Source organism: Vibrio furnissii CIP 102972, assembly GCF_000176175.1.
Classification (GTDB): Bacteria; Pseudomonadota; Gammaproteobacteria; order Enterobacterales; family Vibrionaceae; genus Vibrio; species Vibrio furnissii.
In genome coordinates this window covers 258,678-284,338 of sequence record NZ_ACZP01000013.1, presented here as the reverse complement: position 1 = coordinate 284,338, position 25,661 = coordinate 258,678, and the positions used below count along the sequence as shown (strand labels likewise).

Annotated in this window: 26 protein-coding genes; 5 read left to right on the top strand and 21 right to left on the bottom strand. The window is 52.3% G+C overall.

Annotated elements, in window-relative coordinates; all coding sequences use genetic code 11:
* The first annotated feature begins 40 nt into the window (after nt 1–40).
* From mnmA to purB, 3 genes are all read left to right on the top strand, one after another.
* Nucleotides 41–1,159: a tRNA 2-thiouridine(34) synthase MnmA gene (gene mnmA, locus VFA_RS05340; RefSeq protein ID WP_004725373.1), complete on the top strand. Its 1,119-nt coding sequence runs from the start codon at nt 41–43 to the stop codon at nt 1,157–1,159.
* A gap of 34 nt (nt 1,160–1,193) precedes the next feature.
* On the top strand, nt 1,194–1,811 hold the full coding sequence (gene hflD, locus VFA_RS05335) for a high frequency lysogenization protein HflD (RefSeq protein ID WP_004725371.1): 618 nt from the start codon (nt 1,194–1,196) through the stop codon (nt 1,809–1,811).
* A 168-nt stretch (nt 1,812–1,979) separates the two neighbouring features.
* On the top strand, nt 1,980–3,350 hold the full coding sequence (purB, locus tag VFA_RS05330; protein ID WP_004725369.1) for an adenylosuccinate lyase: 1,371 nt from the start codon (nt 1,980–1,982) through the stop codon (nt 3,348–3,350).
* A gap of 136 nt (nt 3,351–3,486) precedes the next feature.
* Here purB and VFA_RS05325 read toward each other — a convergent pair whose 3' ends face one another.
* The 9 genes from VFA_RS05325 to htpX all read right to left on the bottom strand — a co-directional run bounded on the left by VFA_RS05325 (nt 3,487) and on the right by htpX (nt 10,634).
* Nucleotides 3,487–4,014 (bottom strand): DUF3833 domain-containing protein, encoded by a 528-nt coding sequence (locus tag VFA_RS05325; RefSeq protein WP_004725367.1) that lies wholly within the window; start codon nt 4,012–4,014, stop codon nt 3,487–3,489.
* On the bottom strand, nt 4,011–4,571 hold the full coding sequence (locus VFA_RS05320) for a chalcone isomerase family protein (protein WP_172475409.1): 561 nt from the start codon (nt 4,569–4,571) through the stop codon (nt 4,011–4,013). The genes VFA_RS05325 and VFA_RS05320 overlap by 4 nt, the downstream gene beginning before the upstream one ends.
* Nucleotides 4,504–5,049 (bottom strand): DUF2878 domain-containing protein, encoded by a 546-nt coding sequence (locus VFA_RS05315; protein ID WP_004725362.1) that lies wholly within the window; start codon nt 5,047–5,049, stop codon nt 4,504–4,506. Before VFA_RS05315 ends, VFA_RS05320 begins: the two co-directional genes overlap by 68 nt.
* Complete coding sequence (locus VFA_RS05310; RefSeq protein ID WP_004725360.1) at nt 5,046–6,290, bottom strand: SAM-dependent methyltransferase; 1,245 nt, start codon at nt 6,288–6,290, stop codon at nt 5,046–5,048. Before VFA_RS05310 ends, VFA_RS05315 begins: the two co-directional genes overlap by 4 nt.
* Complete coding sequence (locus VFA_RS05305; protein ID WP_004725358.1) at nt 6,284–7,081, bottom strand: DUF1365 domain-containing protein; 798 nt, start codon at nt 7,079–7,081, stop codon at nt 6,284–6,286. Before VFA_RS05305 ends, VFA_RS05310 begins: the two co-directional genes overlap by 7 nt.
* Nucleotides 7,078–8,355, bottom strand: a complete 1,278-nt coding sequence (locus tag VFA_RS05300; RefSeq protein WP_004725356.1) for an NAD(P)/FAD-dependent oxidoreductase — start codon at nt 8,353–8,355, stop codon at nt 7,078–7,080. Before VFA_RS05300 ends, VFA_RS05305 begins: the two co-directional genes overlap by 4 nt.
* A complete protein-coding gene (locus VFA_RS05295; RefSeq protein WP_004725354.1) occupies nt 8,352–9,098 on the bottom strand; it encodes an SDR family oxidoreductase in 747 nt (248 codons plus the stop codon). The genes VFA_RS05300 and VFA_RS05295 overlap by 4 nt, the downstream gene beginning before the upstream one ends.
* Nucleotides 9,095–9,514 carry a nuclear transport factor 2 family protein gene (locus tag VFA_RS05290; RefSeq protein ID WP_004725352.1) on the bottom strand — a complete coding sequence of 140 codons (420 nt, stop codon included), beginning with the start codon at nt 9,512–9,514 and terminating at the stop codon, nt 9,095–9,097. Before VFA_RS05290 ends, VFA_RS05295 begins: the two co-directional genes overlap by 4 nt.
* Nucleotides 9,515–9,770: 256 nt before the next feature.
* Nucleotides 9,771–10,634 carry a protease HtpX gene (gene htpX / locus VFA_RS05285; RefSeq protein WP_004725350.1) on the bottom strand — a complete coding sequence of 288 codons (864 nt, stop codon included), beginning with the start codon at nt 10,632–10,634 and terminating at the stop codon, nt 9,771–9,773.
* Nucleotides 10,635–10,905: 271 nt separating this feature from the next.
* On the opposite strand from htpX, the gene VFA_RS23880 reads away from it, so the two are divergent.
* Nucleotides 10,906–11,073 (top strand): hypothetical protein, encoded by a 168-nt coding sequence (locus VFA_RS23880; RefSeq protein WP_004725348.1) that lies wholly within the window; start codon nt 10,906–10,908, stop codon nt 11,071–11,073.
* Between the two features lie 66 nt (nt 11,074–11,139).
* Here VFA_RS23880 and bioD read toward each other — a convergent pair whose 3' ends face one another.
* Genes bioD through bioB form a run of 4 tightly spaced genes read right to left on the bottom strand, consistent with a single transcriptional unit; the run spans nt 11,140 to nt 14,821 of the window.
* Nucleotides 11,140–11,835, bottom strand: a complete 696-nt coding sequence (gene bioD, locus VFA_RS05280) for a dethiobiotin synthase (RefSeq protein ID WP_004725346.1) — start codon at nt 11,833–11,835, stop codon at nt 11,140–11,142.
* A complete protein-coding gene (gene bioC / locus VFA_RS05275; RefSeq protein ID WP_004725343.1) occupies nt 11,832–12,635 on the bottom strand; it encodes a malonyl-ACP O-methyltransferase BioC in 804 nt (267 codons plus the stop codon). Before bioC ends, bioD begins: the two co-directional genes overlap by 4 nt.
* Nucleotides 12,628–13,782, bottom strand: coding sequence for an 8-amino-7-oxononanoate synthase (bioF, locus tag VFA_RS05270; RefSeq protein WP_004725341.1), 1,155 nt, complete (start codon nt 13,780–13,782; stop codon nt 12,628–12,630). The genes bioC and bioF overlap by 8 nt, the downstream gene beginning before the upstream one ends.
* Nucleotides 13,769–14,821, bottom strand: a complete 1,053-nt coding sequence (bioB, locus tag VFA_RS05265; RefSeq protein WP_004725339.1) for a biotin synthase BioB — start codon at nt 14,819–14,821, stop codon at nt 13,769–13,771. Before bioB ends, bioF begins: the two co-directional genes overlap by 14 nt.
* A gap of 209 nt (nt 14,822–15,030) precedes the next feature.
* Between bioB and bioA the strand changes: the two genes are divergently transcribed.
* Nucleotides 15,031–16,320: an adenosylmethionine--8-amino-7-oxononanoate transaminase gene (gene bioA / locus VFA_RS05260; protein ID WP_004725337.1), complete on the top strand. Its 1,290-nt coding sequence runs from the start codon at nt 15,031–15,033 to the stop codon at nt 16,318–16,320.
* 118 nt (nt 16,321–16,438) lie between these two features.
* Here bioA and nirD read toward each other — a convergent pair whose 3' ends face one another.
* From nirD to cobA, 8 genes are all read right to left on the bottom strand, one after another.
* Nucleotides 16,439–16,780 (bottom strand): nitrite reductase small subunit NirD, encoded by a 342-nt coding sequence (gene nirD, locus VFA_RS05255; RefSeq protein ID WP_004725335.1) that lies wholly within the window; start codon nt 16,778–16,780, stop codon nt 16,439–16,441.
* Nucleotides 16,777–19,263 (bottom strand): nitrite reductase large subunit NirB, encoded by a 2,487-nt coding sequence (nirB, locus tag VFA_RS05250; protein ID WP_038151403.1) that lies wholly within the window; start codon nt 19,261–19,263, stop codon nt 16,777–16,779. Before nirB ends, nirD begins: the two co-directional genes overlap by 4 nt.
* A 14-nt stretch (nt 19,264–19,277) precedes the next feature.
* Nucleotides 19,278–20,105, bottom strand: coding sequence for an ABC transporter ATP-binding protein (locus tag VFA_RS05245; protein WP_004725332.1), 828 nt, complete (start codon nt 20,103–20,105; stop codon nt 19,278–19,280).
* A gap of 12 nt (nt 20,106–20,117) precedes the next feature.
* Nucleotides 20,118–21,086 (bottom strand): ABC transporter permease, encoded by a 969-nt coding sequence (locus VFA_RS05240; protein ID WP_004725329.1) that lies wholly within the window; start codon nt 21,084–21,086, stop codon nt 20,118–20,120.
* A gap of 91 nt (nt 21,087–21,177) precedes the next feature.
* On the bottom strand, nt 21,178–22,521 hold the full coding sequence (locus VFA_RS05235; protein WP_086027287.1) for a CmpA/NrtA family ABC transporter substrate-binding protein: 1,344 nt from the start codon (nt 22,519–22,521) through the stop codon (nt 21,178–21,180).
* Between the two features lie 366 nt (nt 22,522–22,887).
* On the bottom strand, nt 22,888–23,472 hold the full coding sequence (locus VFA_RS05230) for an ANTAR domain-containing response regulator (protein ID WP_004725327.1): 585 nt from the start codon (nt 23,470–23,472) through the stop codon (nt 22,888–22,890).
* 308 nt (nt 23,473–23,780) lie between these two features.
* Nucleotides 23,781–24,734 carry a glycosyl transferase family protein gene (locus tag VFA_RS05225; protein WP_004725325.1) on the bottom strand — a complete coding sequence of 318 codons (954 nt, stop codon included), beginning with the start codon at nt 24,732–24,734 and terminating at the stop codon, nt 23,781–23,783.
* A 9-nt stretch (nt 24,735–24,743) separates the two neighbouring features.
* Nucleotides 24,744–25,649 carry a uroporphyrinogen-III C-methyltransferase gene (gene cobA, locus VFA_RS05220; RefSeq protein WP_004725323.1) on the bottom strand — a complete coding sequence of 302 codons (906 nt, stop codon included), beginning with the start codon at nt 25,647–25,649 and terminating at the stop codon, nt 24,744–24,746.
* Nucleotides 25,650–25,661: the final 12 nt, after the last annotated feature.

Sequence of the window (25,661 nt, the reverse complement as noted above, 5' to 3'; positions counted from 1 at the left end):
GTTAGAATCTGCCTCCTAGTTAATCAAGTGGTGTTTAGTCATGTCAGAGAACCGCAACGCAAACAGCCAAAAGAAAGTCATAGTCGGTATGTCAGGTGGCGTTGATTCATCCGTTTCAGCTTATCTTCTTCAGCAACAGGGGTATCAGGTCGAAGGCCTGTTCATGAAGAACTGGGAAGAAGATGACAACGAAGAATACTGCACCGCAGCGGAAGATCTGGCCGATGCTCAGGCAGTCTGTGACAAACTGGGTATCCATCTGCATACCATCAACTTTGCCGCAGAATACTGGGACAACGTGTTCGAGTATTTCCTCGCAGAATACAAAGCCGGTCGTACGCCAAACCCAGACATCCTTTGTAACAAAGAAATTAAGTTCAAAGCCTTCCTCGAATTTGCTGATGAAGTGCTCGATGCTGACTACATTGCCATGGGTCACTATGTGCGTCGTACGTTTCCAGAACACGGTGAAAAACCGCAAATGCTACGTGGTCTGGATGGCAACAAAGATCAGAGTTACTTCCTTTATACACTGGGCCATGAGCAAGTTGCTCGCAGCCTGTTCCCTGTGGGTGAACTTGAGAAACCGGAAGTCCGCCGAATTGCGGAAGAACAAGGACTTATCACAGCGAAGAAAAAAGATTCGACCGGGATTTGTTTCATCGGTGAGCGCAAATTTACCGATTTCTTGTCTCGCTATTTGCCAGCGCAACCGGGTAAAATCGAAACACCTGAAGGGAAAGTCATTGGTGAGCATCAGGGTCTGATGTATCACACGCTGGGTCAGCGTAAAGGTCTGCACATTGGTGGGATGAAAGACGGCTCGGAAGATCCATGGTACGTGGCTGAGAAAGATCTGAAACGTAACGTGCTCATTGCCGTGCAAGGTGCCGATCACCCATTGCTGAAATCCAATGGCCTGATCGCATCTCAGTTGCACTGGGTTGACCGCATGCCAATGACAGAACCGATGCGTTGCACGGTGAAAACACGTTATCGCCAAACGGACATCCAATGCACCGTGACACCTGTGGATGAGAACACCATCAAAGTGATGTTTGATGAACCACAAGTGGCGGTGACCCCAGGTCAGTCAGCCGTATTCTATCAAGGCGAAGTATGTCTTGGTGGCGGCATCATCGAAGAACGACTTTCTTAAGTCGATTCAGCTCGTCAATTTTAGGAGTATATACGTGGCTAACACAAACTATGACCGTACCATCGCTTTCGCCGGGATCTGCCAAGCTGTTGCTTTGGTTCAGCAAGTGGCGAAAAACGGTTACTGTGATTCAGACGCGTTTGAAACTTCACTAAAAGCAATTCTGTCGACAAATCCATCGAATACGCTGAATGTATTCGGCAGCGAGGCCAACCTCAAAGTGGGCCTCGAATGCTTGGTCAATGGCATCGACAGTACCCCGGCTGGCAGCGAAGTGACTCGCTACATCATCAGCCTGATGGCTTTAGAACGTAAACTTACCGGCCGTCGCGACGCGATGTCGCAGCTTGGCGATCGCATTCAAATGATTGAACGTCAGGTCGAACATTTCGACCTGTTTGATGATCAGATGATCAGCAACCTCGCCAGTGTTTACCTCGATGTGATTAGCCCAATCGGCCCACGCATTCAGGTGACGGGCACGCCCGCAGTCCTGCAGCAAACCACCAACCAGCAAAAAGTGCGTGCACTGCTGCTGTCGGGTATTCGCTGTGCTGTGCTGTGGCGGCAGGTTGGCGGCAAACGACGCCACTTAATTTTTGGTCGCAAAAAGATGATTGAACAGGCGAAAATCCTGTTAGCCAGACTGTAATCAAGTCCTCGTTAGCTCGCGATCCGTCGCGAGCTACTTTTTTGCGCCCAATTCTGATTCTTTGACCCAAACAACGTTAGCGCAAACGTTTGCGCAATATTCGTGACAATTGCCACTGTTATTGGTATAAAGCACACGAAATTTAGAAACTCAATTCAGGAGAACACCATGGAACTGTCAGCATTGACTGCTGTTTCACCAGTAGACGGCCGTTACGGAAGTAAAACTATTGCACTACGCAGCATCTTTAGCGAGTTTGGCCTACTAAAGTACCGCTCTATCGTTGAAATCCGTTGGCTACAAAAATTAGCAGCCACCGATGCGATTAAGGAAGTACCAGCATTCAGTGCAGAAGCAAACCAGTTCCTGGACGACCTCGCCGCCAACTTCAGTGAAGAAGATGCGCTGCGCATCAAAGAGATTGAACGCACCACCAACCACGACGTGAAAGCGGTTGAATACTTCCTGAAAGAAAAAGTTGCGGGCGTTCCTGAACTACACGCTGTCAACGAATTCATTCACTTTGCGTGTACGTCTGAAGACATCAACAACACCTCTCACGCGCTGATGCTAAAAGAAGCACGCGAAACCGTAATTCTGCCAGAAATTCGTAACCTGATTGATGCGATCAAAGCGCTGTCTGTGGAATACCGCGATATTCCACTACTATCACGGACTCACGGTCAGCCAGCGTCCCCATCCACCATGGGTAAAGAGATGGCGAACGTGGCGTACCGCATGGAACGTCAGTACAAGCAAATCGAAAACGTTGAGATTCTGGCGAAAATCAACGGCGCAGTCGGTAACTACAACGCTCACCTGTCAGCGTACCCAACCGTGGATTGGCACTCATTCAGCGAAGAGTTCGTGACCGAATCTCTGGGCGTCACTTGGAACCCATACACCACGCAGATCGAACCGCACGATTACATCGCTGAGCTGTTTGATGCCGTGGCTCGTTTCAACACCATTCTGATCGACTTCGACCGTGACGTTTGGGGTTACATCGCACTGGGCCACTTCAAGCAAAAAACCATTGCTGGCGAAATCGGTTCTTCAACCATGCCGCACAAAGTAAACCCAATCGACTTCGAAAACTCAGAAGGTAACTTGGGCCTGGCAAACGCAGTCTTTGGTCACTTGGCGCAAAAACTGCCGATCTCTCGCTGGCAACGTGACCTGACGGATTCAACCGTTCTGCGTAACTTGGGTGTGGGCGTGGGCTATGCCATCATCGCTTATGCTTCAACCATGAAAGGTATCAGCAAGCTGGAAGTGAACCGTGATGCCCTGCTGGCTGAGCTAGACAAAAACTGGGAAGTTCTGGCAGAGCCAGTACAAACAGTGATGCGTCGTTACGGCATTGAGAAACCTTATGAGAAGCTGAAAGAGCTGACTCGTGGTAAACGTGTCGACGGCGAAGCGATGCGTCACTTCATCGATGGTCTGGAACTGCCTGAAGACGAGAAAGCTCGTCTGAAAGAGATGACGCCAGCAAGCTACATCGGTTACGCCATTGAGCTAACTGATCAGCTGTAATGCCTTCGCGGTGAAAGCACCAAAAATTGAAAAGGGAGCCTCCGCTCCCTTTTTTGTTTACGGCAAATCTTAAACGCACAGCTGACATCGATTCTTTTTCAAAAACTCGCGTCTACTCTTTTTTAAAAAATCGCGTTTAATCTTTTTCAAAAAACAGCGTCACTTTGCCCACTTCCAGACCAAATTTGCGAATGGTGGTGACATTAAATAAACGCTTGTCATCTTGACGGAACAACCAATCATCAAAGCTGACCGTCACTTCGCTGTCATCCGTCTTGAGCAGAAAATCGTATTGCCATTGCAGCGCATTGCCAATCTCTTGTCCGGTCGCAATGCCAATCACATCATCTGCCGTGCCTTGATAATGGCCGTCAGCGGTTCGCGTAATCGTCCACACGCGTTGGCTCTGCTCGCCATCATCAAACACAAAATCCTCAACCAACGTCAACGTATCATCGGCGACTTGGCCTTGAATCACGACTTGAAAACGCCGAGTCTGTTTGTCGCTGTAATCTTGCACCATGCCCCAAGCACGGGTTTCACCGTGAAAATAGCCAAACAGATCAAACGCTGGCTGAGTCGCCTGATACTCTTTTAGCTCTGCCGAACAACCCGCAAGCAGCAGCACCGTCGCCAGCAACCACGTTTTCAGCGTGTATCTCATCGATTCATTCCTATTAACTGATTCCGTAATTTGGGATATTCGGTTTTCGGCGACAACCAAATGGACAAGAACGCGTCATTCATCGCTTCATCTGCAACCGTACCGAGCAAACGCTGTTTCCCCTGCTGCGTGAAATAGTACATTTGCCCCGTGACGCCATCCGACACATAAACCAAGCGTTCACCAGCTTTGACATTCGGCATCATGCGAGTCAATGCATCCAACCATGCTTCACTGCGAGATGCGTCATACCCCAGCTTGTGCCATTGATCTTGCGTCGCTTCCAGCAATTGCTCGCGGCTGATGTCGCGCAAATATCTGATTTCCAGTGCCACCGGATGCGGGGTCACATCGCTGTCTTGCTGATAGTGCCCATCGGGCGTGCGCAGTTGCGACGCGTAGATATCGAGCCAAAACCAAGACAAGGTCGCCTGCCCCACCACGGGCCAATCCGTCCATTGCGCCGACGACTTGGCGTGAACTTCTGCACTATTCGCGGTCGCGGCCCAAAGGACGGCCATCAGGTAAAGTTGAGCGGTTACGAGTGATGTTTTCATTCCTAAATACCTTCATCAGTAACAAAGACAACAAAAACCATTCCAAGAACAGTGCCAACACTGACCAAAAAACAGACAACCCAAATTGCACTGCACCAAAACGATAACCCGCCCAATAACTTAGCGCGCCCCCCAATGCAGTACAGATGAGTACGAGCCATCGCGGCAAATGGTTCACTGCAGGAACGGCAAAACTGGCAAACCAGGCAAAGGCGAACCACAAGCCCATCAACCAAATCGGAAGGTGCAGATAAGTAAAGGAAAATAGCCCAACGTGCAGATTCGCGTAATCAAGCGCAATGCCGCAAGCGGCAATCAGAATCACGCGTTCAAGGGCAACGGGTCGCCGCAACGCAGTCAACGCCAAGGTCGCAGTAACCACGCCCACCGTCACCCACTCCAATCGCTCCTGCCCCAACACTGCCAGGAGCCAGATGAACTCAAACCACAGTGAAATCAGCAGGAAACGACGCATCATTGGCCTCGCTGCAACGTCATGTGAATGGTGCTGATGGTGCGCGCATTGAAGCCACCTTCGCAGTAGCACAAATAGTAGCGCCACATGCGGACAAAGCGCTGATCGTAGCCCAACGCTTCAACCGTGTTGATGGCCGCTTCAAAACGCAAGCGCCAATCAGCGAGCGTTTTGGCGTAATCCATCCCGAGATCAAACACATCGCGCACAATAAAATCGGTGTGTCGCGTCGCCATCTGCGTCAGCACAGTAATCGAGGGCAAGAATCCGCCGGGGAAAATATATTTCTGAATGAAATCGACGTTGTTGCTGTAGTAGTCATAACGCTGATCAGCGATGGTGATCGCCTGAATCGCCATCAGGCCACCCGGTTTCAATAACGACTGGCACTTGGCAATGTAGGATGGCAAATACGCCTTCCCCACCGCTTCAATCATTTCGATCGACACCAATTTATCAAACTGACCATCCAGCAGGCGATAATCTTGTTTGAGTAACGTAATACGCGCTTCAAGCCCTAAACGGGCCACCTCGGCTTGAGCATACGCATACTGCTCTTCAGAGATGGTGGTCGTGGTCACATGGCAGCCATAGTGCTGCGCCATATAGATCGCCATTGCGCCCCACCCGGTGCCGATTTCAATCACCCGGTCGTGTTCGGTGAGCTGCAATTGCTGACACAAACGGTCCATCTTTTGAATCTGCGCCTGCTCTAACGAATCACTGGTATTGAGATATAAAGCACTAGAATAGAGCATGCGTTCATCCAGAAACGTCTGGTACAGATCATTGCCTAAGTCGTAATGCGCTTCGATGTTTTGCTTGGCACGGACGATGGAGTTGCGTTTGAGCCAATGGCCGACTTTGTTCATGGCTCGGGTCATCCAGCTGCTTTGCGCTTCCAACTGATCCAGCGCGCTCAAGTTACGCGCCATCAGTTCCGTCACAGCAGTCAAATTCGGGCTATCCCACCAGCCATCCATGTACGCTTCAGCAGCGGCAATACTGCCGCCTTTCAGCACTCGGCCATAAAATCCCGGATGCGTGATGCGAATGTACGCCTGAGGCTGCCCTTCATGGGCGAAACCAAACTGTTCGATGACGCTATCTTGGTCGTCGTAAGCTTCTTCGATGGTTAAGTGCCCGATGTGCAGAAGCTGCAACGATTTGAAGGCCATGGCACGCGCACCCTTCTGCAATGCCGTGAGTGATTTGGGCATCTCTAATGAAGACGAATTTAGCATTGAGAGTTCTCCTTGTTATTGTTCTCTGCCTCATGCTGGCGAGACTTGGGATGCGCATAGAATGGTGCGCCTTTCACCCACAACTTCAGCGCATGCCAATAGATCCCGGTCAACACTTTTACCGTCATGATCGGGGTTCGGATCAACAACCGAATCAGACCTCGTGACGTAAATGGCTGCGCTTTCAACGCCAGCGTGGCATCAAATTCCTTTTGATTGCGATGGCACTCCAGATGCACCATCAACGCATCCGTCAGCGGTTTGAGCTTCCATTGATACACCTGCTCAACCGGGTTAAACGGTGACACATGAAAGGCTTTGTCATGCGTCCAGTTCAATCCCTGATCACCGCGTTCTGCCGGAATGGCGTAATAATGCCGCTCATTCCAGGGCGTGTTGCTGACCTCCGCAAGCAGGTAGCGCCAAACGCCTTGCTGATCATAAAGATAGTAGAAATTGACCGGGCTGAAATAGAGGCCGAGATAACGCAGATGCACCACAGCTTGCACTCTGCCCCCTATCTGCTCGCCGGTCAGCTCAAACACTTTGTCCTGAACCGCAGTTTTCAAATCACCGGTACCAAGATAATCCTCACGGCGAAAGCGCGCCCAATGCCACCAGCGCTCACCCAAGCCCCACACCCGTGTTTGCAACGCAGGCCAGTCGTCCAAATCAATACACGGCATAAACAAAGGGTAGTCGAGCGCATGTGTTACTGGCGTAAAACGGCGATGGCGAACCCGCCCAACCATCAGCGCACTGCCTTCTAACCTTGCGCGCGCGCCCATCATGCCACGCCCTTGTCGACCCGAGCGGCTTTCGACTGCAACTGAGTCACCACATCCAGCGCGCTTTTCACGCCGTCTTCATGGAAACCGTTGTGCCAATAAGCGCCACAAAACCAAGTGTGATTCACCCCGCTGATTTCCGCTTTGCGCTGCTGGGCGCGAATCGATTGTTCAGTAAAGACCGGATGGTGATAGACAAAGCGACGGAGAATCTTGTCAGGGTCGATGCTTTCCGTACTGTTGAGCGTCACACAAAACGTTTCCTCACTGTCGATGTGCTGCAAAATATTCATGTTGTAAGTCAGCGACGGCAACTTCAGCTCTTCACCGCTTTGGCCACTCAACCAATAGTTCCACGACGCCCACGCCGCTTTACGTTTAGGCAATACGCGCGTGTCGGTATGTAGTACGACTTCGTTGGCTTGATAAGCCATCGACGACAGCACCGCCGTTTCGCTCTGACTTGGGTCGTCGAGCATGGCCAGCGCTTGGTCGCTATGACAGGCGAAAATGACTTCATCAAATGTTTCAATGCCGTGTGGCGTTTCCACATCCACCCCAAACAGAGAACGTGTAACACGTTTCACTGGCGAGTTGAGACGAATGCGATCAGCATACCCGTGCGTCAATGGTTCAATGTATGCCCGCGAACCGCCTTCAATCACGTACCATTGCGGCCTGTCCGTGACATCCAGCAAACCGTGGTTAACGAAAAAGCGCAGGAAAAACATCAGCGGAAACGCGCGCATGTCTGCCAAAGACGACGACCAAATCGCCGCGCCCATCGGCAAAATGTAGTTATGGCAAAAATAATCGGAAAACTGATGGTGCGCGAGAAACTGCCCCAAGGTTTGCACACTGGCTTGCGTGTTGTCGGCTTCCGCCTTGGCGAGTGCATTGAAACGCAGGATCTCGCGAATAAAGCGGTAGAAACTCGGCTTCAATAGATTCCGTTTTTGAGCAAACAACGTGGCCACTGTGTGCCCGTTATATTCCAAACCATTGGCGTCGTTGCGAACACTAAAACTCATTTGCGACGGAATGCCTTTCACGCCGATTTCGTTCATCATGCGAATGAAGTTGGGATAGGTTCGGTCGTTGTACACGATGAATCCCGTGTCGACCGAATACGATTTGCCGCCGACCACCACGTCCACCGTCGCGGTGTGACCACCAATATAATCGTTGGCCTCAAACAACGTGATGTCATGCTGCTGATGTAAATAATGGCCACACGTCAGGCCCGAAATTCCCGTTCCGATAATCGCAATTTTCATGAGTGTTCCTTCTCGTTCTTTGTGCGAAAAAGCCGGCTGACAATGTGGTGTTGCCAAGCGTAAGGCAACATGCCCAACACCCGAATCAACCCAGTAAAACGAGCCGGAAAGTAGAGATTCGCCTTGCCCTGCGCTAACCCTTGGCGAATCGAACGAGATGCCCGTTCAACGGAAATGATCATCGGCATCTCAAAGGTATTTTTTTGCGTCAGTGGCGTCGCAACAAAACCAGGAAATACGCAACTCACCGCAATGCCCCGGCTGGCCCAATCCAGTCGCAACGCACGCGCCAAATACGCCACGGCTGCTTTCGAAGCGCCGTACGCTTCAGCGCGCGGCAAGGCCAATTCGCTGGCAATCGAACCGACTAACGCGACCCGATGACCGTGAGCGAGGTGCGGTTGAATCGCCTCAATGGCGTTGGCCATGCCCACCACGTTAATTGTCATCACCCGCGCCATGAGTGTCGCATCCATCTTGCCGTCGTCGATGTACTCACAATCACCAGCATTCAAAATCCACAATGTCGGCGTAAAAGGCAGTGATTCGAGCGACGCCACTGTGGCCTGCAAGTCCGTCAAATCAAATTGCCGTGGCGTAATCGACGCATACAGCGAACTCAATTCACGCAACACGGTTTCATTGCGGCCACAGGCAATCACCTGCCAACCGAGCCGAGCGTAATCTTGCGCCAACTGGCGGCCAATGCCGGAGGTCGCGCCAGTGATGAGCACGCCGTTCATTGCCCGAGCCTCCGCTTAATTGAACGAATCACGCTACCCAGGAGCGGCAATTGTTCGTACAACATTTCGCCCAAATCAAAATAGTCGCGATGATAAATCACTTTGCCCTCGTGAAAGCGTAGATGACTGACACCTTGCACGTTGACCAATTTGCCATTGCCGAGCTTGGGATGCTGCAAATGCATCGTCCAGGTCAGAAAGGCATTGCTCTGATTTTGATGCTGTTCATGAATGGTGAAATCGCATCGGTCGACATTTTGATAGAGGTTGGCAAAGTAGTCAGCCAGAGACACAAACCCTTCGATACGATGGGCTGCGTCTTCAAACACGATATTCGGATGATAGATCTCCTGCAGCGTTTCAAGATTGTGTTTGTTGAGCTGGGAATAGAACTGCGCAACCGTGTGTACATCCATGTGTTGACCTCATTGTTATTGTACAAAAAATATTTTCGTACAACTTTAAGCATAAGATAGTGCACTTTGAAAAGTTGTACAAAATTATTTTTGTACAACTTTGGTAAAAATGGTTTACGCGCGTGACGGGAAAATCGATCAATATCGAAGGAGAGGAAGCAAGAGATATCGGCACAAAAAAAGCCAGCTCGAAGGCTGGCTTTTCATTTATCGACGAAACTGATGACTGATCAATTCGGCAACATCATAGGTTGGATTAAGCGTTACGCAGGGCTGCGATGCGTTTGTCCAGCGGTGGGTGGCTCATCAGTAGCTCGGTCATGGTGCGTTTACCATTGATGCCGAATGCCATCATCGAACCTTCCAGTTGTGGCTCGTAGCTCATTTTCAATCGCTCTAGCGCTGCAATCATCTTGTGCTTACCAACCAGTTGCGCGGCACCGGCATCGGCATGGAATTCACGATGACGGCTGTACCACATGGTGATAAAGCTGGCGAGGAAACCAAACACCAGTTCCAGCGCCATCGACACGCCAAAGTAAACCATCATGTTGCTGCCTTCGCCCTCTTCAGAATCACGAGACGCCACCAAGTTGGCGATAAAACGCGACAGGAAGATAACAAAGGTGTTTACCACGCCTTGCATCAGCGTCATGGTGACCATGTCACCGTTAGCAATGTGGCTCACTTCGTGCGCCAGCACAGCTTCCGCTTCATCACGTGTCATGTTGTGTAGCAGACCCGTTGACACCGCAACCAATGAATCATCGCGCTTCGCACCTGTCGCAAACGCGTTCATGTCCGGTGAGTCATAAATCGCCACTGTGGGCATGCCAATGCCTGCTTGCTGCGCTTGACGGCTCACTGTTTGCAGCAACCAATGTTCCATTTCATTGCGCGGATTTTCAATCACCACACCGCCCACAGAGCGCAGTGCCATGCCTTTCGACATCAGAAGCGAAATGAATGAACCGCCGAAACCGAACACCGCCGCCATCACCAGCAGACCAGACAAACTGCCCGGCTGCATCCCTGTCACGGCATACACAATATTCAAAACAACACTCAACACCAGCACAACGGCTAAGTTGGTTGCCAGGAATAAAAATACTCGCTTCATTACCTTTCTCCGATCGGAATCTTTTTTTGTTATCTCGAAGCCTTTAAACGCGACCGTCTATGGCTTCGAAGGTTTTCTAATACATAGTGTCTTAGATTTAATATTCAAGGTTAAGCGGTAAATTGAAACATTTAATGTCTGTTGTGATGTCCTGAAATTCGACAGATCCGATGAGTCTCGTTTTAGACTTTGGTCTTATTGAGGCAGCGCGTTAAAGCATCTACATTCCATGGGTCGAAGGAATTCAACGTGCAATGAAAGGAAAACCATCATGGCTGAAGCGCATAGCTACCAAATGGCGATTGATTTACTTTGCTGTCACTTAGGTTTGACCGAAGAAGAGGCTAAGAAGCAACTGGGTATCAGTTCGGAACAAGTGATTCAAAAACAGATCGCAGATACTCAGCAATCGCTGATGGGTATTGGCCGAGAGAACTAATCGCGAGAATGAAAAAAGGGCTGCAGAAATGCAGCCCTTTTGCTTGGTTCGAAATGAACGGATCAATTAAGCCGGAACGACTTCCCCAATCAAAGGGGTCACGTCAATGTATTTACCCAGTTCGCGACGTTTCGCGCTTGGCATATACGGAATTTCACCCAACTTCGGCGCGCCAATACGCGCTTCCAACATTTCAATAATATCGGCGTAATGTTCGGTTCCCGGGTTAATGCGGTTCGCCACCCAGCCCACAACATTCAGACCATCGGCACGAATGCTTTCAACGGTCAGTTGCGCATGGCTGAGGCACCCAAGCTTAATCCCCACCACTAACACCACAGGCAGTTGCTCTTGTTTCACCCATGTTGACAAACAATCATCGTCAGACACAGGGACTCGCCAACCGCCCGCACCTTCAACCAGCACCACGTCTGCATTGGCTTTGAGTTTCGCCAATTTTTCACTCAGGACACTGTATTCAATGGTGACATGTTCATGTTTCGCCGCAATGTGCGGCGACGCTGGCATCTCCAGCGCGTATGGATTGATGTCTTCATAATCCATTTTTTGGGTTGCAGCTTGCAATAAGTGCAGCGCATCCGAGTTACGAAAACCGTGTTCGGTTTTGTCACATCCCGCGGCAACTGGTTTGTAACCAATTGTCGACACATCCTTGGCAGCTAAAGCTTGCAGGATCGCTTTTGAGGCGACCGTTTTGCCCACATCGGTATCCGTACCCGCAATAAAAAAAGCATCTATCATCGATGTATAACCCCTAAACAAACCTGATACGTTGCAGGCAGAAGACCTTGATGGTTGCGAAATAGCTGATACTCCCGCTCAACCTGTGCGAGTATTCGACGGCTGGTAAGCCCTTGCGAGCGACCATTCACATGATTCGCACCAATCCCTTTGAGATCGCGCATTAAAGAGAACGCCGTGTCATACCAGACTGTTATCGTGGGTAAGTCTATGTGATGTTTCCCACAATGAGCTTGCGCTAACGCAATTTTTACCTGTTTGAGTGTGATGAATCGGTTGACGTGTTGATGTGCATCAATTTTCATCCATGCACGCTGCAATTCAAACAAAGAACCATCAAGAAGTGTTGAAAAATAAGCACTTGCACTGGGTTTTAAAACACGACGCATCTCTTTTAGTGGTAACGAGAGGTCATCACACCACTGCAATGCCAAGCTGGAAAACACGCAATCAAACGTTGCATCCGCAAACGGCAGCGCCTCGGCATCCGCTTCGACATAGCGCATGTTGTCGCTTCCGCAGCGCTGTTTGGCTTGCGCTAACATCGCCGGAGACAGGTCAGCGCACGTCACTCGCGCGCCTCGGCGTTGCAGCTCCTGCGAGCAATAGCCGGTGCCGCAGCCCAAATCGAGAATGTGCCAGCCGCTTAAATCATCCGGCAATTTTGCCAACAGACGCTGGGCAACATCGCGTTGAAATGCTGCGTGGCGATCATAACTTTGCGCCGCTTTGCCAAAGGCTTGAGCGATCGCGGCTTTGTCACTGACGACTGCGCTGAAGGCTTGCGCCATTTCACTCATGAGATGCCTCCACACATTGCTTTAAGGTGTCGGCCATCTGCTGAATGTGTTGCAGTGTGTGATGGGCTGTCAGCGTAATGCGCAGCCGCGCACTGCCACTTGGCACCGTGGGCGGCCGAATCGCCGTCATCCATAACCCCGCATCACGCATCACGCTGGCGACATGCAACGCACGCTGCGCCGAACCGAGCACGAACGGTTTGATGGGCGTTTGCGTCGCGACAAATCCCGGCACGTCGCACAGCAATTCGTGATAAAGCGCAGACAGCTCGGTCAGTTTGTCCCGCCGCCATGCCTCGCTTTGAATCATGCCTGCAGCGTGCGTTAACGCATGCGCCTGCGCCGGAGGCATCGCCGTGGAATAGACATGATGACGAGCAAACTGAGTGAGGTAATCTCCCAGTGCGGCGTCGCTCAAAATCGCGGCGCCTGACAAACCAAACGCTTTGCCAAACGTCACCACCAGCACCTGCGGCTTGATTCCGGCCGCCTGACAACTGCCCGCACCGCGCTCACCCAACACCCCCACACCGTGCGCATCATCCACGGCAAGCCAAGCATTGCTGCCTAATGCGGCTTGAATCTCCGCCAGCGGCGCTTGATCGCCATCCATGCTGAACACACCTTCGGTGACCACCAATGTGGTGACCTGCTCATCGAGCAAACGGGCCAAATGAGCGACATCATTATGCTGAAAACGCTTCATCTGCGCCGAAGACAACAGGCCCGCTTCCATCAGCGAGGCGTGATTGAGCTTATCTTGCAGCAGCAAATCGCCTTTTTGCAGCAGGGTAAACAGCAGCGCTTGGTTGGCACTGAATCCAGAGCTGAACAGCACCGCGCGTTCAAACCCCAGCCACTCACACAAAGTGCGCTCTAAAGTTTGGTGCGCCTCGCTAAAGCCAGTCACCAAGGGGGACGCGCCACTGCCGCAACCATACAGGCTAAGCCCTTGCTGCCAAGCGTGAGCCAAGGCCGTATCACTCGCCAGCCCAAGATAGTCGTTACTGGAAAAATTGATATATCGTTGCCCGCGCTGCGCCAACAGCGTTTGATTGCTGCGCTCCAGCACTTGTAGCGAGCGACGCAGCCCCTGCTGTTCGCGGTCAGCAAGGGCTTGATGAATGCGCGAATTAAAGGCTGGCATCGTAGAACATATCATCCGCTGTTGGACGCGCGGCCACACGTTCGACCACGCGGTCCAGCAGTTCATTTTCAGTAATTTCGTCAGGTTTTTGCGCCACTTGTTGGCTGTTGATGCCCAGTTTTTTGAACAGCAGCATGTCGCTGTCTTCCGCCGGGTTTGGCGTCGTCAGCAGTTTGCAACCGTAGAAAATTGAGTTCGCACCCGCCATAAAACACAGCGCTTGCATCTGTTCATTCATCTTTTCACGACCCGCAGACAGGCGCACCGCCGACTGCGGCATCATGATGCGTGCGACGGCAATCAGGCGAACAAAATCAAACGGTTCGACATCGTCCACTTGTTCCAGCGGCGTGCCTTTGACTTTCACTAGCATGTTGATCGGCACGCTTTCTGGATGCACAGACAGGTTCGCCAGCTCGACCAACAGACCAGCCCGGTCGTTGGTGCTTTCGCCCATACCGATGATGCCGCCCGAACAGATTTTCATGCCCGCATCACGCACATGAGACAGCGTATCGAGACGATCCTGATACGTCCGCGTGGTGATGATGTTGCCGTAAAACTCCGGCGAGGTATCCAGGTTATGGTTGTAGTAATCGAGGCCCGCATCCGCTAGCTCTTGCGCCTGATCAGAAGTCAACATGCCCAGCGTCATACAAGTTTCCAGCCCCATGCCTTTTACGCCGGAAATCATCTCTTTGAGCAGCGGCATGTCGCGCGCTTTCGGGTTTTTCCACGCCGCGCCCATGCAGAAACGGGTTGAGCCTGAACTTTTGGCTTTTTGCGCAGCATCCAGCACGCGTTCCACTTCCATCAGACGCTCTTTATCGACATCGGTGCGGTAGTGCGCGCTCTGCGGGCAGTATTTGCAATCTTCCGGACACGCGCCGGTTTTGATGGAGAGTAATGTGCTCACCTGAACATGGTTGTGCGGATGATGCTGACGGTGGACGAGTTGAGCGTCGAACAGCAGATCCATAAACGGTTTTTCAAGCAGTGCTTTGACTTCAGCCACTGTCCAGTTATGACGAATTTCCACGTGTAATCCTTGTTGGCGTTATTAGTTTTATGCCCAAGTGACCGAGCGTTTCAGGCCAGCGAACCGAGGTCGCCGATGCCTCGCAACGCCCTGTGACATGGGGATTATGCTTGGCTAGTCTACTGACACACGGTAGACTGTCAACAACAAGAACGATCACAAGTTTACACTTGGTTATTTTTTAATCTTATTTTTATCGCGGAATTGTCATGGATTTAGCCTTCGATCGCCAGCACATCTGGCATCCCTACACTTCAACCCTTACACCTCTGACCTGCTATCCGGTCACGCATGCTGATGGTGTTTTCATCTATCTCGAAGATGGAAAAGCACTGGTCGATGGCATGTCCTCTTGGTGGTCCGCCATTCACGGATACAATCATCCCCGTCTGAATGCCGCAGCGCATCAGCAGATCGATAAGATGTCTCACGTCATGTTTGGCGGCATCACCCACCAGCCAGCCATTGAGGTGTGCCAGCGCTTGCTCTCTCTGGTGCCGAATAATCTTGAACATGTGTTTCTCGCCGATTCCGGTTCCGTGGCAGTGGAAGTGAGTTTGAAAATGGCGCTGCAATACTGGCACGCCAAAGGCGAACAGCGCCCGAAATTCCTCACCCTGCGCCACGGCTATCATGGGGATACCTTTGCTGCGATGTCGGTCACTGATCCGGATAACTCAATGCACACGCTGTACAAAGGATTTCTACCTGAGCATCTGTTTGCCGAATCGCCCAATACCGGCTTCTGGGAAGCGTGGGATGAGCGCGATATCGCAGATTTTCGCCATCAACTCACCGAGAATCATCGCCAGATCGCAGCCGTCATTCTTGAACCGATTGTGCAGGGTGCGGGTGGTATGCGCATTTATCACCCAGAGTTTTTGCGTCAGGTACGCGCGCTGTGTGATGAGTTTGGCGTGCTGCTGATCCTCGATGAGATCGCCACGGGTTTTGGTCGCACCGGCAAATTGTTTGCGTGTGAACATGCGAACATTCAGCCGGACATTTTGTGTGTCGGGAAAGCACTCACCAGCGGCTACATGACCTTATCGGCCGCACTGACCACCAAGGAAGTTGCCGATACGGTCTGCGGCGGCGAAGCGGGTTGTTTTATGCATGGCCCAACCTTTATGGGCAACCCACTGGCGTGTGCGGTCGCCTCAGCCAGCCTGAGCTTGATTGAAGAAGGGCATTGGCAGCAACAGGTGAAGCAGATTGAGTTGGGCTTTGCTGAGCGCTTGCCGCTGCTCAATCGCTACCCGCAAGTCAAAGCCACGCGCTGGCTCGGGGCAATTGGTGTGGTTGAGACGCATCAACCGGTCAATATGGAAGTGATTCAGGCGCTGTTTGTGCAGCATGGCGTGTGGATTCGTCCATTTGGTCGCTTGATTTACATGATGCCGCCATTTATCAGTGAGCCACAGCATCTGGATCAACTGATTCAAGCGGTGGAAGCGGCGCTCCAATCCCCGGAATGCTTTTTGAGTGATGCCAACTGATTGAGTCAGATTCAATGACGCGTTTGCGCCGTGTTATTGAAAAAAGGTCCCGTCATTCGTAGAGACAACAAAAACCTGGCGACTGAGGCCAGGTTTTTGAGTGATGTCATTGGCGGAGTTAAGCGAGCGCCGTTTCGCTTAGCAGCACGTACACTTGCTCGGCTTCCACCAGCACACGCCAGGTCTTCAGCGCCACATCCGGTTTTTCCACACACTGCCCTGTCAGTAAACTGAAATGTTGTTTGTAGAGCGGCGAGGCAACGCACGGCTCTCCTTTTACATCGCCGACGATACCGCGAGCCATCACATAGGCCTTGCCAATAGGATCCCAGTGTTGCAGCGCATACACGTGCGGCTCATCACCGGGCAGATAGAATAGCGCCGCTTGTTGATCGCCAATCCACGCGCCACACCCTTGAAATGGCGTCAGCTCACTCAGATGACACAGTCGTTGTTTCATGATGAGACCTCCTCGCTAACCGGAATACGCTGCCCACGCAGGCGCTGATATGGCAAGCTCACGCTGCCCTGTTCGTGATTAATGAACGGACGGAACTTCCGCAGTTTGTCCTCATTTTCAAGCGTGCTTTTCCATTCGCATTGATAGGTATCGACCACTCGTTGCATCTGACTTTCCAGTTGCTCGCACAGTCCGAGCGAATCGTCCAGTACCACCTGTTTGAGATAATCCAGACCGCCTTCCAGATTGTCGAGCCATACCGATGTACGTTGCAGCTTGTCGGCGGTGCGGACATAGAACATCAACACGCGATCAATCAAGTGGATAAGCTGCGACTTGGTTAAATCAGCAGCCAGCAGGTCGGCATGACGGGGGCGCATGCCGCCATTACCGCACACATACAGGTTCCAACCCTTTTCGGTCGCAATGACACCGATATCTTTGCTCTGCGCTTCAGCACATTCGCGTGTACAACCCGAGACGGCAAACTTGAGTTTGTGCGGCGCGCGCAAACCTTTGTAGCGATTCTCCAGCTCAATCGCCAGCCCAACCGAGTCATCCACGCCATAGCGGCACCAGGTTGAACCGACACACGATTTCACCGTTCGCACCGATTTACCGTACGCATGGCCGGTCTCAAAGCCGGCGTTAATCAAGGTGCGCCAGATCTCAGGAAGTTGCTCCATTTGCGCGCCGAACAAGTCGACCCGCTGACCACCGGTGATCTTGGTGTACAGATCGTACTGCTTCGCCACTTCCCCCAGCACGATCAGTTTGTCCGGCGTAATTTCGCCGCCCGGCACGCGTGGCACCACAGAATAAGAGCCGTCTTTTTGCAGATTCGCCATAAAGGCATCGTTAGAGTCCTGCAGCGCACTCAGCTTCGGTTCCATAATGTGCTCGTTCCACAAAGAGGCAAAGACCGAAGCCGCGGTCGGTTTACACAAATCACAACCCAAGCCGTGGCCGTGTTTCTCCAGCAAGGTGTCGAAGTCTTTGATTTCTTCTACCTGGCAAATGTGGAACAGCTCCTGACGGGAGTACTCAAAGTGTTCACAAATATGATTGGTCACTTCCACGCCCATGGCCACCAGTTCAGCGTCCAGCACCGATTTCACCATGCTGGAACAGCCGCCACAGCCCGTGCCCGCTTTGGTGACGGATTTGAGTTCATTCAGCTCGGTCGCGCCAGCATGAATCGCAGCCACCAGTGCGCCTTTAGTGACGTTGTGGCACGAACAGATCATGGTGTCGTCCGACACTTCACCGCTCAGCATCGACGTATCAAACAACAGATGCGCCGGATGATCGGGCAGCACGGTTTGGTTGAGATACGCCTGCAGCAACGCATCGTAGTCGCTGTTGTCACCCACCAGAATCGCGCCGAGTAATCGGGTGCCACTCGCATCGACTATCAGTTTTTTGTAGGTTCCCTGTACCGTGTCCTGCAACACCAGTTCCTGCGCGCCCGCGGTTTGCATCTGCGCGTCACCAATCGATGCCACATCCACCCCCAACAGTTTGAGTTTGGTACTCATGTCCGCCCCCGTGAAACTGCCGCAGTGTCCCATCAACTGGTCAGCCACGGCGCGCGCCATCGCGTAACCCGGTGCTACCAGGCCAAAAATCCGTTGTTGCCACAGCGCACATTCGCCAATGGCGTAGATGTTCTCGTCGCTGGTTTGGCAACTGTCGGAAATGACAATGCCGCCACGTTCGCCCACCGCTAAACCGGACTGACGCGCCAACGCATCCTGCGGGCGAATGCCGGCAGAAAACACAATCACATCCACTTCCAGCGGCTCTGCATCTTTGAATACCATGCGATGCTTGGCGCTTTCGCCATCAATGATGCGCTCAGTACCCGTTGAGGTATGCACCGTCAGGCCAAGCTGTTCAATTTTCTGTTTCAGCACACCACCCGCACCATCATCGAGCTGAACCGGCATGAGTCGCGGCGCGAATTCGATCACATGCGTTTCTAATCCCAGCAGGCGCAGCGCGTTGGCCGCTTCTAATCCCAGCAGACCACCACCGATGACCGCCCCCGTGCGAGCATGCTCACACGCATTGCGAATCGCAGAGAGGTCGTCCAAAGTACGATAGACAAAGACGTTGTCACGCTCTGAACCCGGCACGGGTGGCACAAACGGATAAGAACCGGTTGCCAGCACGAGGGAGTCGTAACCCAGCACATCTTCGTCATCCAGAATGATGCTTTTCTGCACTCGGTTAATGGCCGTGACCTGGCTACCCAGGATCAGATTGATCCCGTGTTTTTGATACCACTCTTCGCTGCTCAGCATCAGATCATCATGCGATTTACCGGAGAACAGCGACGACAGTTGTACGCGGTCGTAAGCGATAAAACGCTCTTCGCCAATCACGGTAATGCGTTTTTCGAGGTGGGCTTGTTTTTCCACCAGCTTAGCAACCAGATGGTGACCGACCATTCCGTTGCCGATAATGACAATATGTTCCATCATTTTGCGTTTCCTTATGCAGTTTTGGCGACCGTTGCAGCGGCAGGTTGACGACCTTCAGATTTCGATTGTTTCTCATACAAAAAGCGCAGTACCGACTGACGATATTTCTGATACGTCGGGTCATCCGCCAGTTGAACGCGATTGCGTGGGCGCGGCAGTTCAATGTTGAGCACTTCGCCGACCGTCGCAGCCGGACCGTTGGTCATCATGACGATTTTGTCCGACAGCAGTACCGCTTCGTCCACGTCATGGGTGATCATGATGACTGTGTTATTCAGCTCGGCCTGAATCTCCATCAGCGCATCCTGCAAGCGAGCACGAGTTAAGGCGTCGAGCGCACCGAACGGTTCATCCATCAGCAGCACTTTCGGTTGCAGTGCCAGCGCGCGGGCAATACCGACGCGCTGCTTCATCCCACCCGAGATCTCATCCGGTTTCTTATCCGAGGCGTGCGCCATCTGGATCAGGTCGAGATAATGTTCAACCTGTTGTTTAATTTGGGCTTTGCTTTGTCCTTTGGCGACCTGTTTCACCGCCAGTTCAACGTTTTGGTACACCGTCAGCCACGGCAGCAGTGAATGGTTCTGAAACACCACCGCGCGCTCTGGCCCAGGGCCATCGACTTCGCGTCCATCCACAATCACCCCGCCGTCGGTGGGCATGTAAAGGCCCGCGACCAGGTTAAGCACGGTTGACTTGCCGCAACCTGAGTGGCCAATCAGTGAGATGAACTCGCCTTTTTGGATCTGCAGGTCGACGTTTTTCAGCGCGACAAACTCACCTTGTGGCGTGGGAAAGCGCATGCCGAGTTGGGTTAAATCTAAAAATGCTTTGGACATATGCCGTTCTCCTTAACGCAGCGCTTGCTGTTTGTTCCAAGACAGATGTTTTTGCAGTTGCAGCATGCCGCGATCCAACAGCAGCCCGATAAAGCCAATCGCAATCACCGCCACCATAATTCGCCCCAGTGACGCAGAGCTGCCATTCTGGAATTCATCCCACACGAACTTGCCAAGGCCCGGGTTCTGCGCCAGCATCTCTGCAGCAATCAGCACCATCCAGGCAATCCCGAGCGACAACCGCAGCCCGGTGAAGATCATCGGAATCGCTGAGGGCAACACGATGGTGCGGATATGTTGCCACCACGACAGGCGCAGTACCTTGCTCACGTTAATCAGGTCTTTATCCACACTGGTGACGCCAACCGCAGTATTGATCAGCGTGGGCCACAAGCTGCACAGCGCCACGGTAAACAGCGAGTTGACGAACGATTTGGCAAACATAGGGTCATCGCTGACGTAAGTCGCACTCACCACCATGGTGACAATCGGTAGCCAAGCCAGTGGCGATACCGGTTTCAGCAGTTGAATGATGGGGTTGAATGCCTGATACAGTCCGTGGTTGAGCCCCAGAACAATACCGAGCGGTATCGCAATCAAAGACGCCAGCGCAAACCCCGCCGCCACCGTGACCAGGCTGGTCCCGATCTGATCAAAGAATGTCGGTTTACCGGTGTACGGACGAATGCGGACATCCGCATTGGGGTCTTTGGCCAGTTTGGCAGCGTTACGCTTCTCTTGGCGTTCAATAAAAGCGTGCTCTTTTTCTCGCTCTTTGAAGTGTTCATTCACCAAATTGCTGAACTGGGCGAACGTCTGCACTGGTCCTGGCAGCGTACCGAGTGACGTTTCGACCTGTCTGGCGGCGAGGTGCCAGAACATCAGAAAGATAAGGATTCCAATCAGTGGCATCAGCATCACTTTGCTGCGGCTGACCACTTTTTCGCGACTGGGGATCAGTGAAATTACATTGCTCGACATAGCAAACTCCTTGCGCTACTGCGTCTCGTCCCTGTGAAGGCAGGTCTGGTGCAGCCGTGTGGCATTGACCCAAAGCACCAGACCCCGTGTTTTATACTTTGTCGTTACCCTTCAGACCGATAGCGAACTTGTTGAGGTAAGCGTTCGGTTGATGGCCGTCGTAGACGATGTCATCGATGAAGTGTTTCTGTGGTGCACGGAAACCGTCTTCATGGTTGAAATCCGGAAAGTCTTTTGCGCTCATCACACCGTCTTCAATCAGAGATTCCGCCGCCTGCTGATAGATATCCGGACGGTAGACCTCTTTGGCGATATTCATGTACCAGTCGTCCGATTTGGCATCCGCAATCTGCCCCCAGCGGCGCATCTGAGTCAGATACCAAATCGCATCGCTGTAGTACGGATAGGTTGCGTTATGACGGAAGAACACGTTGAAATCCGGCACCTCACGTTTGTCACCTTTTTCGTACTCAAAGGTGCCTGTCATGGAGTTGGCAATCACCTCTTTATCGGCACCGACATACTGACTTTTCGACAGCATCGCGACAGCTTCGCTGCGGTTGGCGTTGTTGTTTTCATCCAGCCAGTGCGCAGCACGAATCAAGGCTTTCACCACGCGAATGTGCGTATTCGGATATTTCTCCGCCCACGCTTTTGATACGCCAAACACTTTTTCCGGGTTGTTTTTCCAGATCTCGTAATCCGTGACCACCGGAACGCCGATGCCTTTGAACACCGCCTGCTGGTTCCACGGTTCACCCACGCAGTAGCCTTTGATGGTGCCCGCTTCCATGGTCGCTGGCATTTGTGGTGGTGGGGTGACGCTGAGCAGGACGTCGGCTTTCAACTGGCCGCTGTTGTCCCCCGATTGCGGTGCGTAGTAACCCGGATTGATACCGCCTGCCGCCAGCCAGTAACGCAGCTCGTAGTTGTGCGTCGAGACCGGAAACACCATGCCCATGTTGAAAGGTTTGCCTTGGTCGCGATATTTCTGCACCACAGGTTTCAGAGCATCCGCTTTAATGGGGTGAACGATTTTGCCGTCGCTCTCTTTGCTCAAAAACGGCTTCATCTGCTCCCAGGTATCATTGGAAACGGTGATGGCGTTGCCGTTAAGATCCATACTGAACGCCGTGATGACTTCTGCTTTGGTGCCGATACCAATCGTCGCACCCAGCGGCTGGCCCGCCAGCATATGTGCGCCATCCAGCTCGCCGTCAATCACGCGATCAAGCAGCACTTTCCAGTTCGCCTGTGCTTCGAGCGTGACGTACAGTCCTTCGTCTTCAAAAAAGCCTTTTTCATAAGCGACGGCAAGTGGTGCCATATCCGTCAGTTTGATAAAGCCGAACTTCAAATCTTCCAACTCTGGCTCACCCACCTGAGCATAGGCTCCGGCGCTCAGCAGTGAAGCGCTCAACAGTAAGCTGCGCATCCATGGTGTTTTCGATTGCATCGCAATACTCCCTTTCCTTGATTACCAATCCTGTTTGATTCCAAAACGTGCTTGATTCAAAAAGCCACAAAAAAGGCGCTACTGCTTCTCAGAGCAGTAGCGCCTTTGCTATTTCCGTCATCACCGCCGTTGATGATGTGGGTCAGCAGCCTTGCGGCTTATTCCAAATTGTCGGATGTACTTCATTTCCGTTACTGAAGATGACAATCCAAGTTACATGCCAGTTTTTATAATCATTATTTATCAATAAGTTAAGTTTAATACCTGAGATATTTACTGTTTTCGTGCTTTGTTTATGTGCAAAGTGCACCAGTGGCAAGATTTGCACCTAACCCCAAAGTATTATCAGACGCCGAGACCTTCCATAGTGTGGATCACGTTCTTCGCCACCTGTGCCAGTGACAGGCTCGATTGCATCGCGCTACTGCGCAGTGCGCGATACGCTTTATCTTCATCCAAACCATGCAGACGCATCAGTATCCCTTTGGCCTTTTCGACCCATTTACGCTCTTCCAGTTTTTGCGTCAACGACTCGATTTCCTGCACCATCGCCATACTTGTCTCACGCACCTGCTTGGCATAATCAATCCAGGGCTTGAGCTCAAACGCCGAGTCAAAAGGCAATAAAACGAAATCGTGATGTTGAGGTAAGCGATTGATATCATTCACCTGAAGCTGTTTAAGAATCACCAAAAGCGGCACCTTACGCTGGGAACAAAACTCGACAATGAGCCGCAGCTCTGCACTCGGTTGGCGCCACGACACCACCACAGTGGGTGAAGATTCTTTGTCGATCATGCGCTCCAACTGAGCCAGTTGGCAGAGCAGGATCTGATCATAGTGCAACGCAAGTTTGGCACTGATCCCGGCCTGATCGCTGACGCTGTCACAGCACACCACAATGGATTGAGAAGAGTGAGAGAGAGACATAGTCATTCCTTGTTGTGTTCAAACTCTATGGAATGAATTTGCAAAGAGTGCGCCATGTTGAAGATATGCAATTTAATTCAATAAAAACAATAAGATAAAATCAATATTTGTGAATTTATAACTCTTTAGGGCTAGATTGGTCGGTGCACCCAAAAGCGCTCACGACCTTCCCGGCGCCCTCTTATTGCAGAGGAGCGCTCAGGAACGGTGACGCATGTTGACTTCACGATGTGATATTTAATGACTTGGTCGCTTGGTTGCGTCAATTCGCCGTTTGATGTGGCAGAGGAGAAAAACGCGGGGGTGAATCAGTGCGTCTCGACATAGGCTTGCCAATAGCGAAAGGCCGTCGCCATCGCGGTATCGCGATCGAGCGTTTTTGCAAACAGGACAGCGGTCATGGTCGCAACGACACTGTTCGCCATCTGGACCCACTCTTCTTGCGGCGTACCCAGTGGGCAAGCGTTAGGCTGCGCGATGTCTGAGACAAACTGCTCAGGCCAGTAGTAAGAGTGCACGCCATCGGTCTGGCTGAGCCACACTGTCTGGCTCACCTTCGGGTTGTACTCCGACTCGCCGGACTGGCCTTTAAATGAGATCACCGCATGGGCGGTTTTGCCAATCACGTGCTCAACTTCGGCGTGCAGTTGTTGAAAACCCGGATGGAAACTGCCTCGCAGACCAATTTCACCGCCTCCAGGATTCAGCGCCCGCACGACCGTGTTGATCGGTGTGCGCAGGCCGTAGCGGTTTTTCCAGCCAATCATCACCTCGGCCTGCGGCGCAAAATGACGCAGCGGCAAATACGCAATGTTGCCTTCTTGCAGCAGCGCTTTGGCCTGCGCTGCATCCTTGGCAAGCGGAACCTCACACGCGGCCAAATAAGCTTCTGCATGCTCACGTGACGCGGGTTTGTCGTTGTAGCCGTGCATCAGTATTTTGTGTCCGTTGTCAGCCATGATTTTGGCAGCCAGCAGATGCCAGGGCTGACCCGCTGCGGCACGTTTTCCAGCGTAACACGGCCAGTCAATTTCCGCGCCAATACTCGGCACACGGGACTGAAACGCTTTCACAAATCCGGCGATTTCAGCATTGGTTTCGTTTTGCACTCGGATCAGCATCAGCAGCATCGCCATCTGATCATCGCCCACGTCTCCGTTCAGGTAGTCATCCATTACCTGAAATGCCTGCTCAAAACAGAGCGGTTTGCGGCCGCGTTCACCGCGGCCGACAGTACGAATACAGTCCAGAATTGTGCTCATTGAGTCCTCTTAGTAAGCCGTGGCGCGTGCAGGTTGCGAATGTGACTGGGTCACCGCATGCGCCGTTTGCATCAGTTGCTCCCGAAGTTTTACCACGTCTCCCATAATGATCAATGCCGGACTGAGACCTTTGAGCGCATTTGCTGTTTGTGTGAGCTGATTGAGCTCAAAGGTCACGACCGTTTGCTGCTCAGAACAGCCTTGGCCGACCACAGCAACCGGCGTTGAACCACTGAGACCCGCGGACATTAAACCCTGTTCAATCGCGTCTGCTTTTTCCAGCCCCATGTAGAACACCAGCGTCTGACCGCTGCTCACCAAACCCGCCCAGGCAGGCAATGCCCCCGTGACGACTTGGCCGGTGATTAACGTCACGCTGCGCGAGAGCTCTCGATGTGTCAGCGGAATCAACGCGCTTGACGCACAACCGATAGCGGCAGTAATGCCCGGCACCACTTGATAAGCAATGTTGTGTTTGACCAGCGCCAGCGCCTCTTCACCACCGCGGCCAAAGATGAACGGATCGCCGCCTTTCAGACGCACCACCTGTTTACCTTGCTGAGCAAAATCGACCAGCAGCGCGCTGATGGCTTCCTGTTTCATACTCGGCTGTCCGCAACGCTTGCCCACATACACCATCTGCGCATCGGGATTGGCGAGTTCGAGAATATCGCGGCCGACCAAGCGATCATAGACCACCACATCAGCGTGTTGCAGGACTTTCACGGCTTTGACCGTGAGTAAATCCGGATCGCTCGGCCCCGCACCGACCAGAAACACAAAGCCTTTTTGGCTCTCAGGTTGGCTTATCTTCGGCGCGCTTGGGCTGTGCTGATAGAAGCGGTCATGCGCCGTAAAGGAGGTCGCGTCAGAGCGGATGCTGCGCGCAAATCGTGGGGTTGAATCGGTTTTCATGGCTCGACTCCT

Excerpts from the sequence above, each read along its gene's own strand:
- VFA_RS05225 (WP_004725325.1), bottom strand. The coding sequence starts at position 24,734 with ATGAGCACAATTCTGGACTGTATTCGTACTGTCGGCCGCGGTGAACGC.
- VFA_RS05305 (WP_004725358.1), bottom strand. The coding sequence starts at position 7,081 with ATGATGGGCGCGCGCGCAAGGTTAGAAGGCAGTGCGCTGATGGTTGGG.
- VFA_RS05295 (WP_004725354.1), bottom strand. The coding sequence starts at position 9,098 with ATGAACGGCGTGCTCATCACTGGCGCGACCTCCGGCATTGGCCGCCAG.
- bioA (WP_004725337.1), top strand. The coding sequence starts at position 15,031 with ATGGATTTAGCCTTCGATCGCCAGCACATCTGGCATCCCTACACTTCA.
- purB (WP_004725369.1), top strand. The coding sequence starts at position 1,980 with ATGGAACTGTCAGCATTGACTGCTGTTTCACCAGTAGACGGCCGTTAC.
- VFA_RS05230 (WP_004725327.1), bottom strand. The coding sequence starts at position 23,472 with ATGTCTCTCTCTCACTCTTCTCAATCCATTGTGGTGTGCTGTGACAGC.
- htpX (WP_004725350.1), bottom strand. The coding sequence starts at position 10,634 with ATGAAGCGAGTATTTTTATTCCTGGCAACCAACTTAGCCGTTGTGCTG.
- VFA_RS05325 (WP_004725367.1), bottom strand. The coding sequence starts at position 4,014 with ATGAGATACACGCTGAAAACGTGGTTGCTGGCGACGGTGCTGCTGCTT.
- VFA_RS05310 (WP_004725360.1), bottom strand. The coding sequence starts at position 6,290 with ATGCTAAATTCGTCTTCATTAGAGATGCCCAAATCACTCACGGCATTG.
- mnmA (WP_004725373.1), top strand. The coding sequence starts at position 41 with ATGTCAGAGAACCGCAACGCAAACAGCCAAAAGAAAGTCATAGTCGGT.
- VFA_RS05290 (WP_004725352.1), bottom strand. The coding sequence starts at position 9,514 with ATGGATGTACACACGGTTGCGCAGTTCTATTCCCAGCTCAACAAACAC.
- VFA_RS05235 (WP_086027287.1), bottom strand. The coding sequence starts at position 22,521 with ATGCGCAGCTTACTGTTGAGCGCTTCACTGCTGAGCGCCGGAGCCTAT.
- nirB (WP_038151403.1), bottom strand. The coding sequence starts at position 19,263 with ATGGAACATATTGTCATTATCGGCAACGGAATGGTCGGTCACCATCTG.
- bioF (WP_004725341.1), bottom strand. The coding sequence starts at position 13,782 with ATGCCAGCCTTTAATTCGCGCATTCATCAAGCCCTTGCTGACCGCGAA.
- VFA_RS23880 (WP_004725348.1), top strand. The coding sequence starts at position 10,906 with ATGGCTGAAGCGCATAGCTACCAAATGGCGATTGATTTACTTTGCTGT.
- VFA_RS05300 (WP_004725356.1), bottom strand. The coding sequence starts at position 8,355 with ATGAAAATTGCGATTATCGGAACGGGAATTTCGGGCCTGACGTGTGGC.
- VFA_RS05315 (WP_004725362.1), bottom strand. The coding sequence starts at position 5,049 with ATGATGCGTCGTTTCCTGCTGATTTCACTGTGGTTTGAGTTCATCTGG.
- bioC (WP_004725343.1), bottom strand. The coding sequence starts at position 12,635 with ATGAGTGAAATGGCGCAAGCCTTCAGCGCAGTCGTCAGTGACAAAGCC.
- VFA_RS05245 (WP_004725332.1), bottom strand. The coding sequence starts at position 20,105 with ATGTCCAAAGCATTTTTAGATTTAACCCAACTCGGCATGCGCTTTCCC.
- VFA_RS05240 (WP_004725329.1), bottom strand. The coding sequence starts at position 21,086 with ATGTCGAGCAATGTAATTTCACTGATCCCCAGTCGCGAAAAAGTGGTC.
- nirD (WP_004725335.1), bottom strand. The coding sequence starts at position 16,780 with ATGAAACAACGACTGTGTCATCTGAGTGAGCTGACGCCATTTCAAGGG.
- bioD (WP_004725346.1), bottom strand. The coding sequence starts at position 11,835 with ATGATAGATGCTTTTTTTATTGCGGGTACGGATACCGATGTGGGCAAA.
- cobA (WP_004725323.1), bottom strand. The coding sequence starts at position 25,649 with ATGAAAACCGATTCAACCCCACGATTTGCGCGCAGCATCCGCTCTGAC.
- VFA_RS05320 (WP_172475409.1), bottom strand. The coding sequence starts at position 4,571 with ATGAAAACATCACTCGTAACCGCTCAACTTTACCTGATGGCCGTCCTT.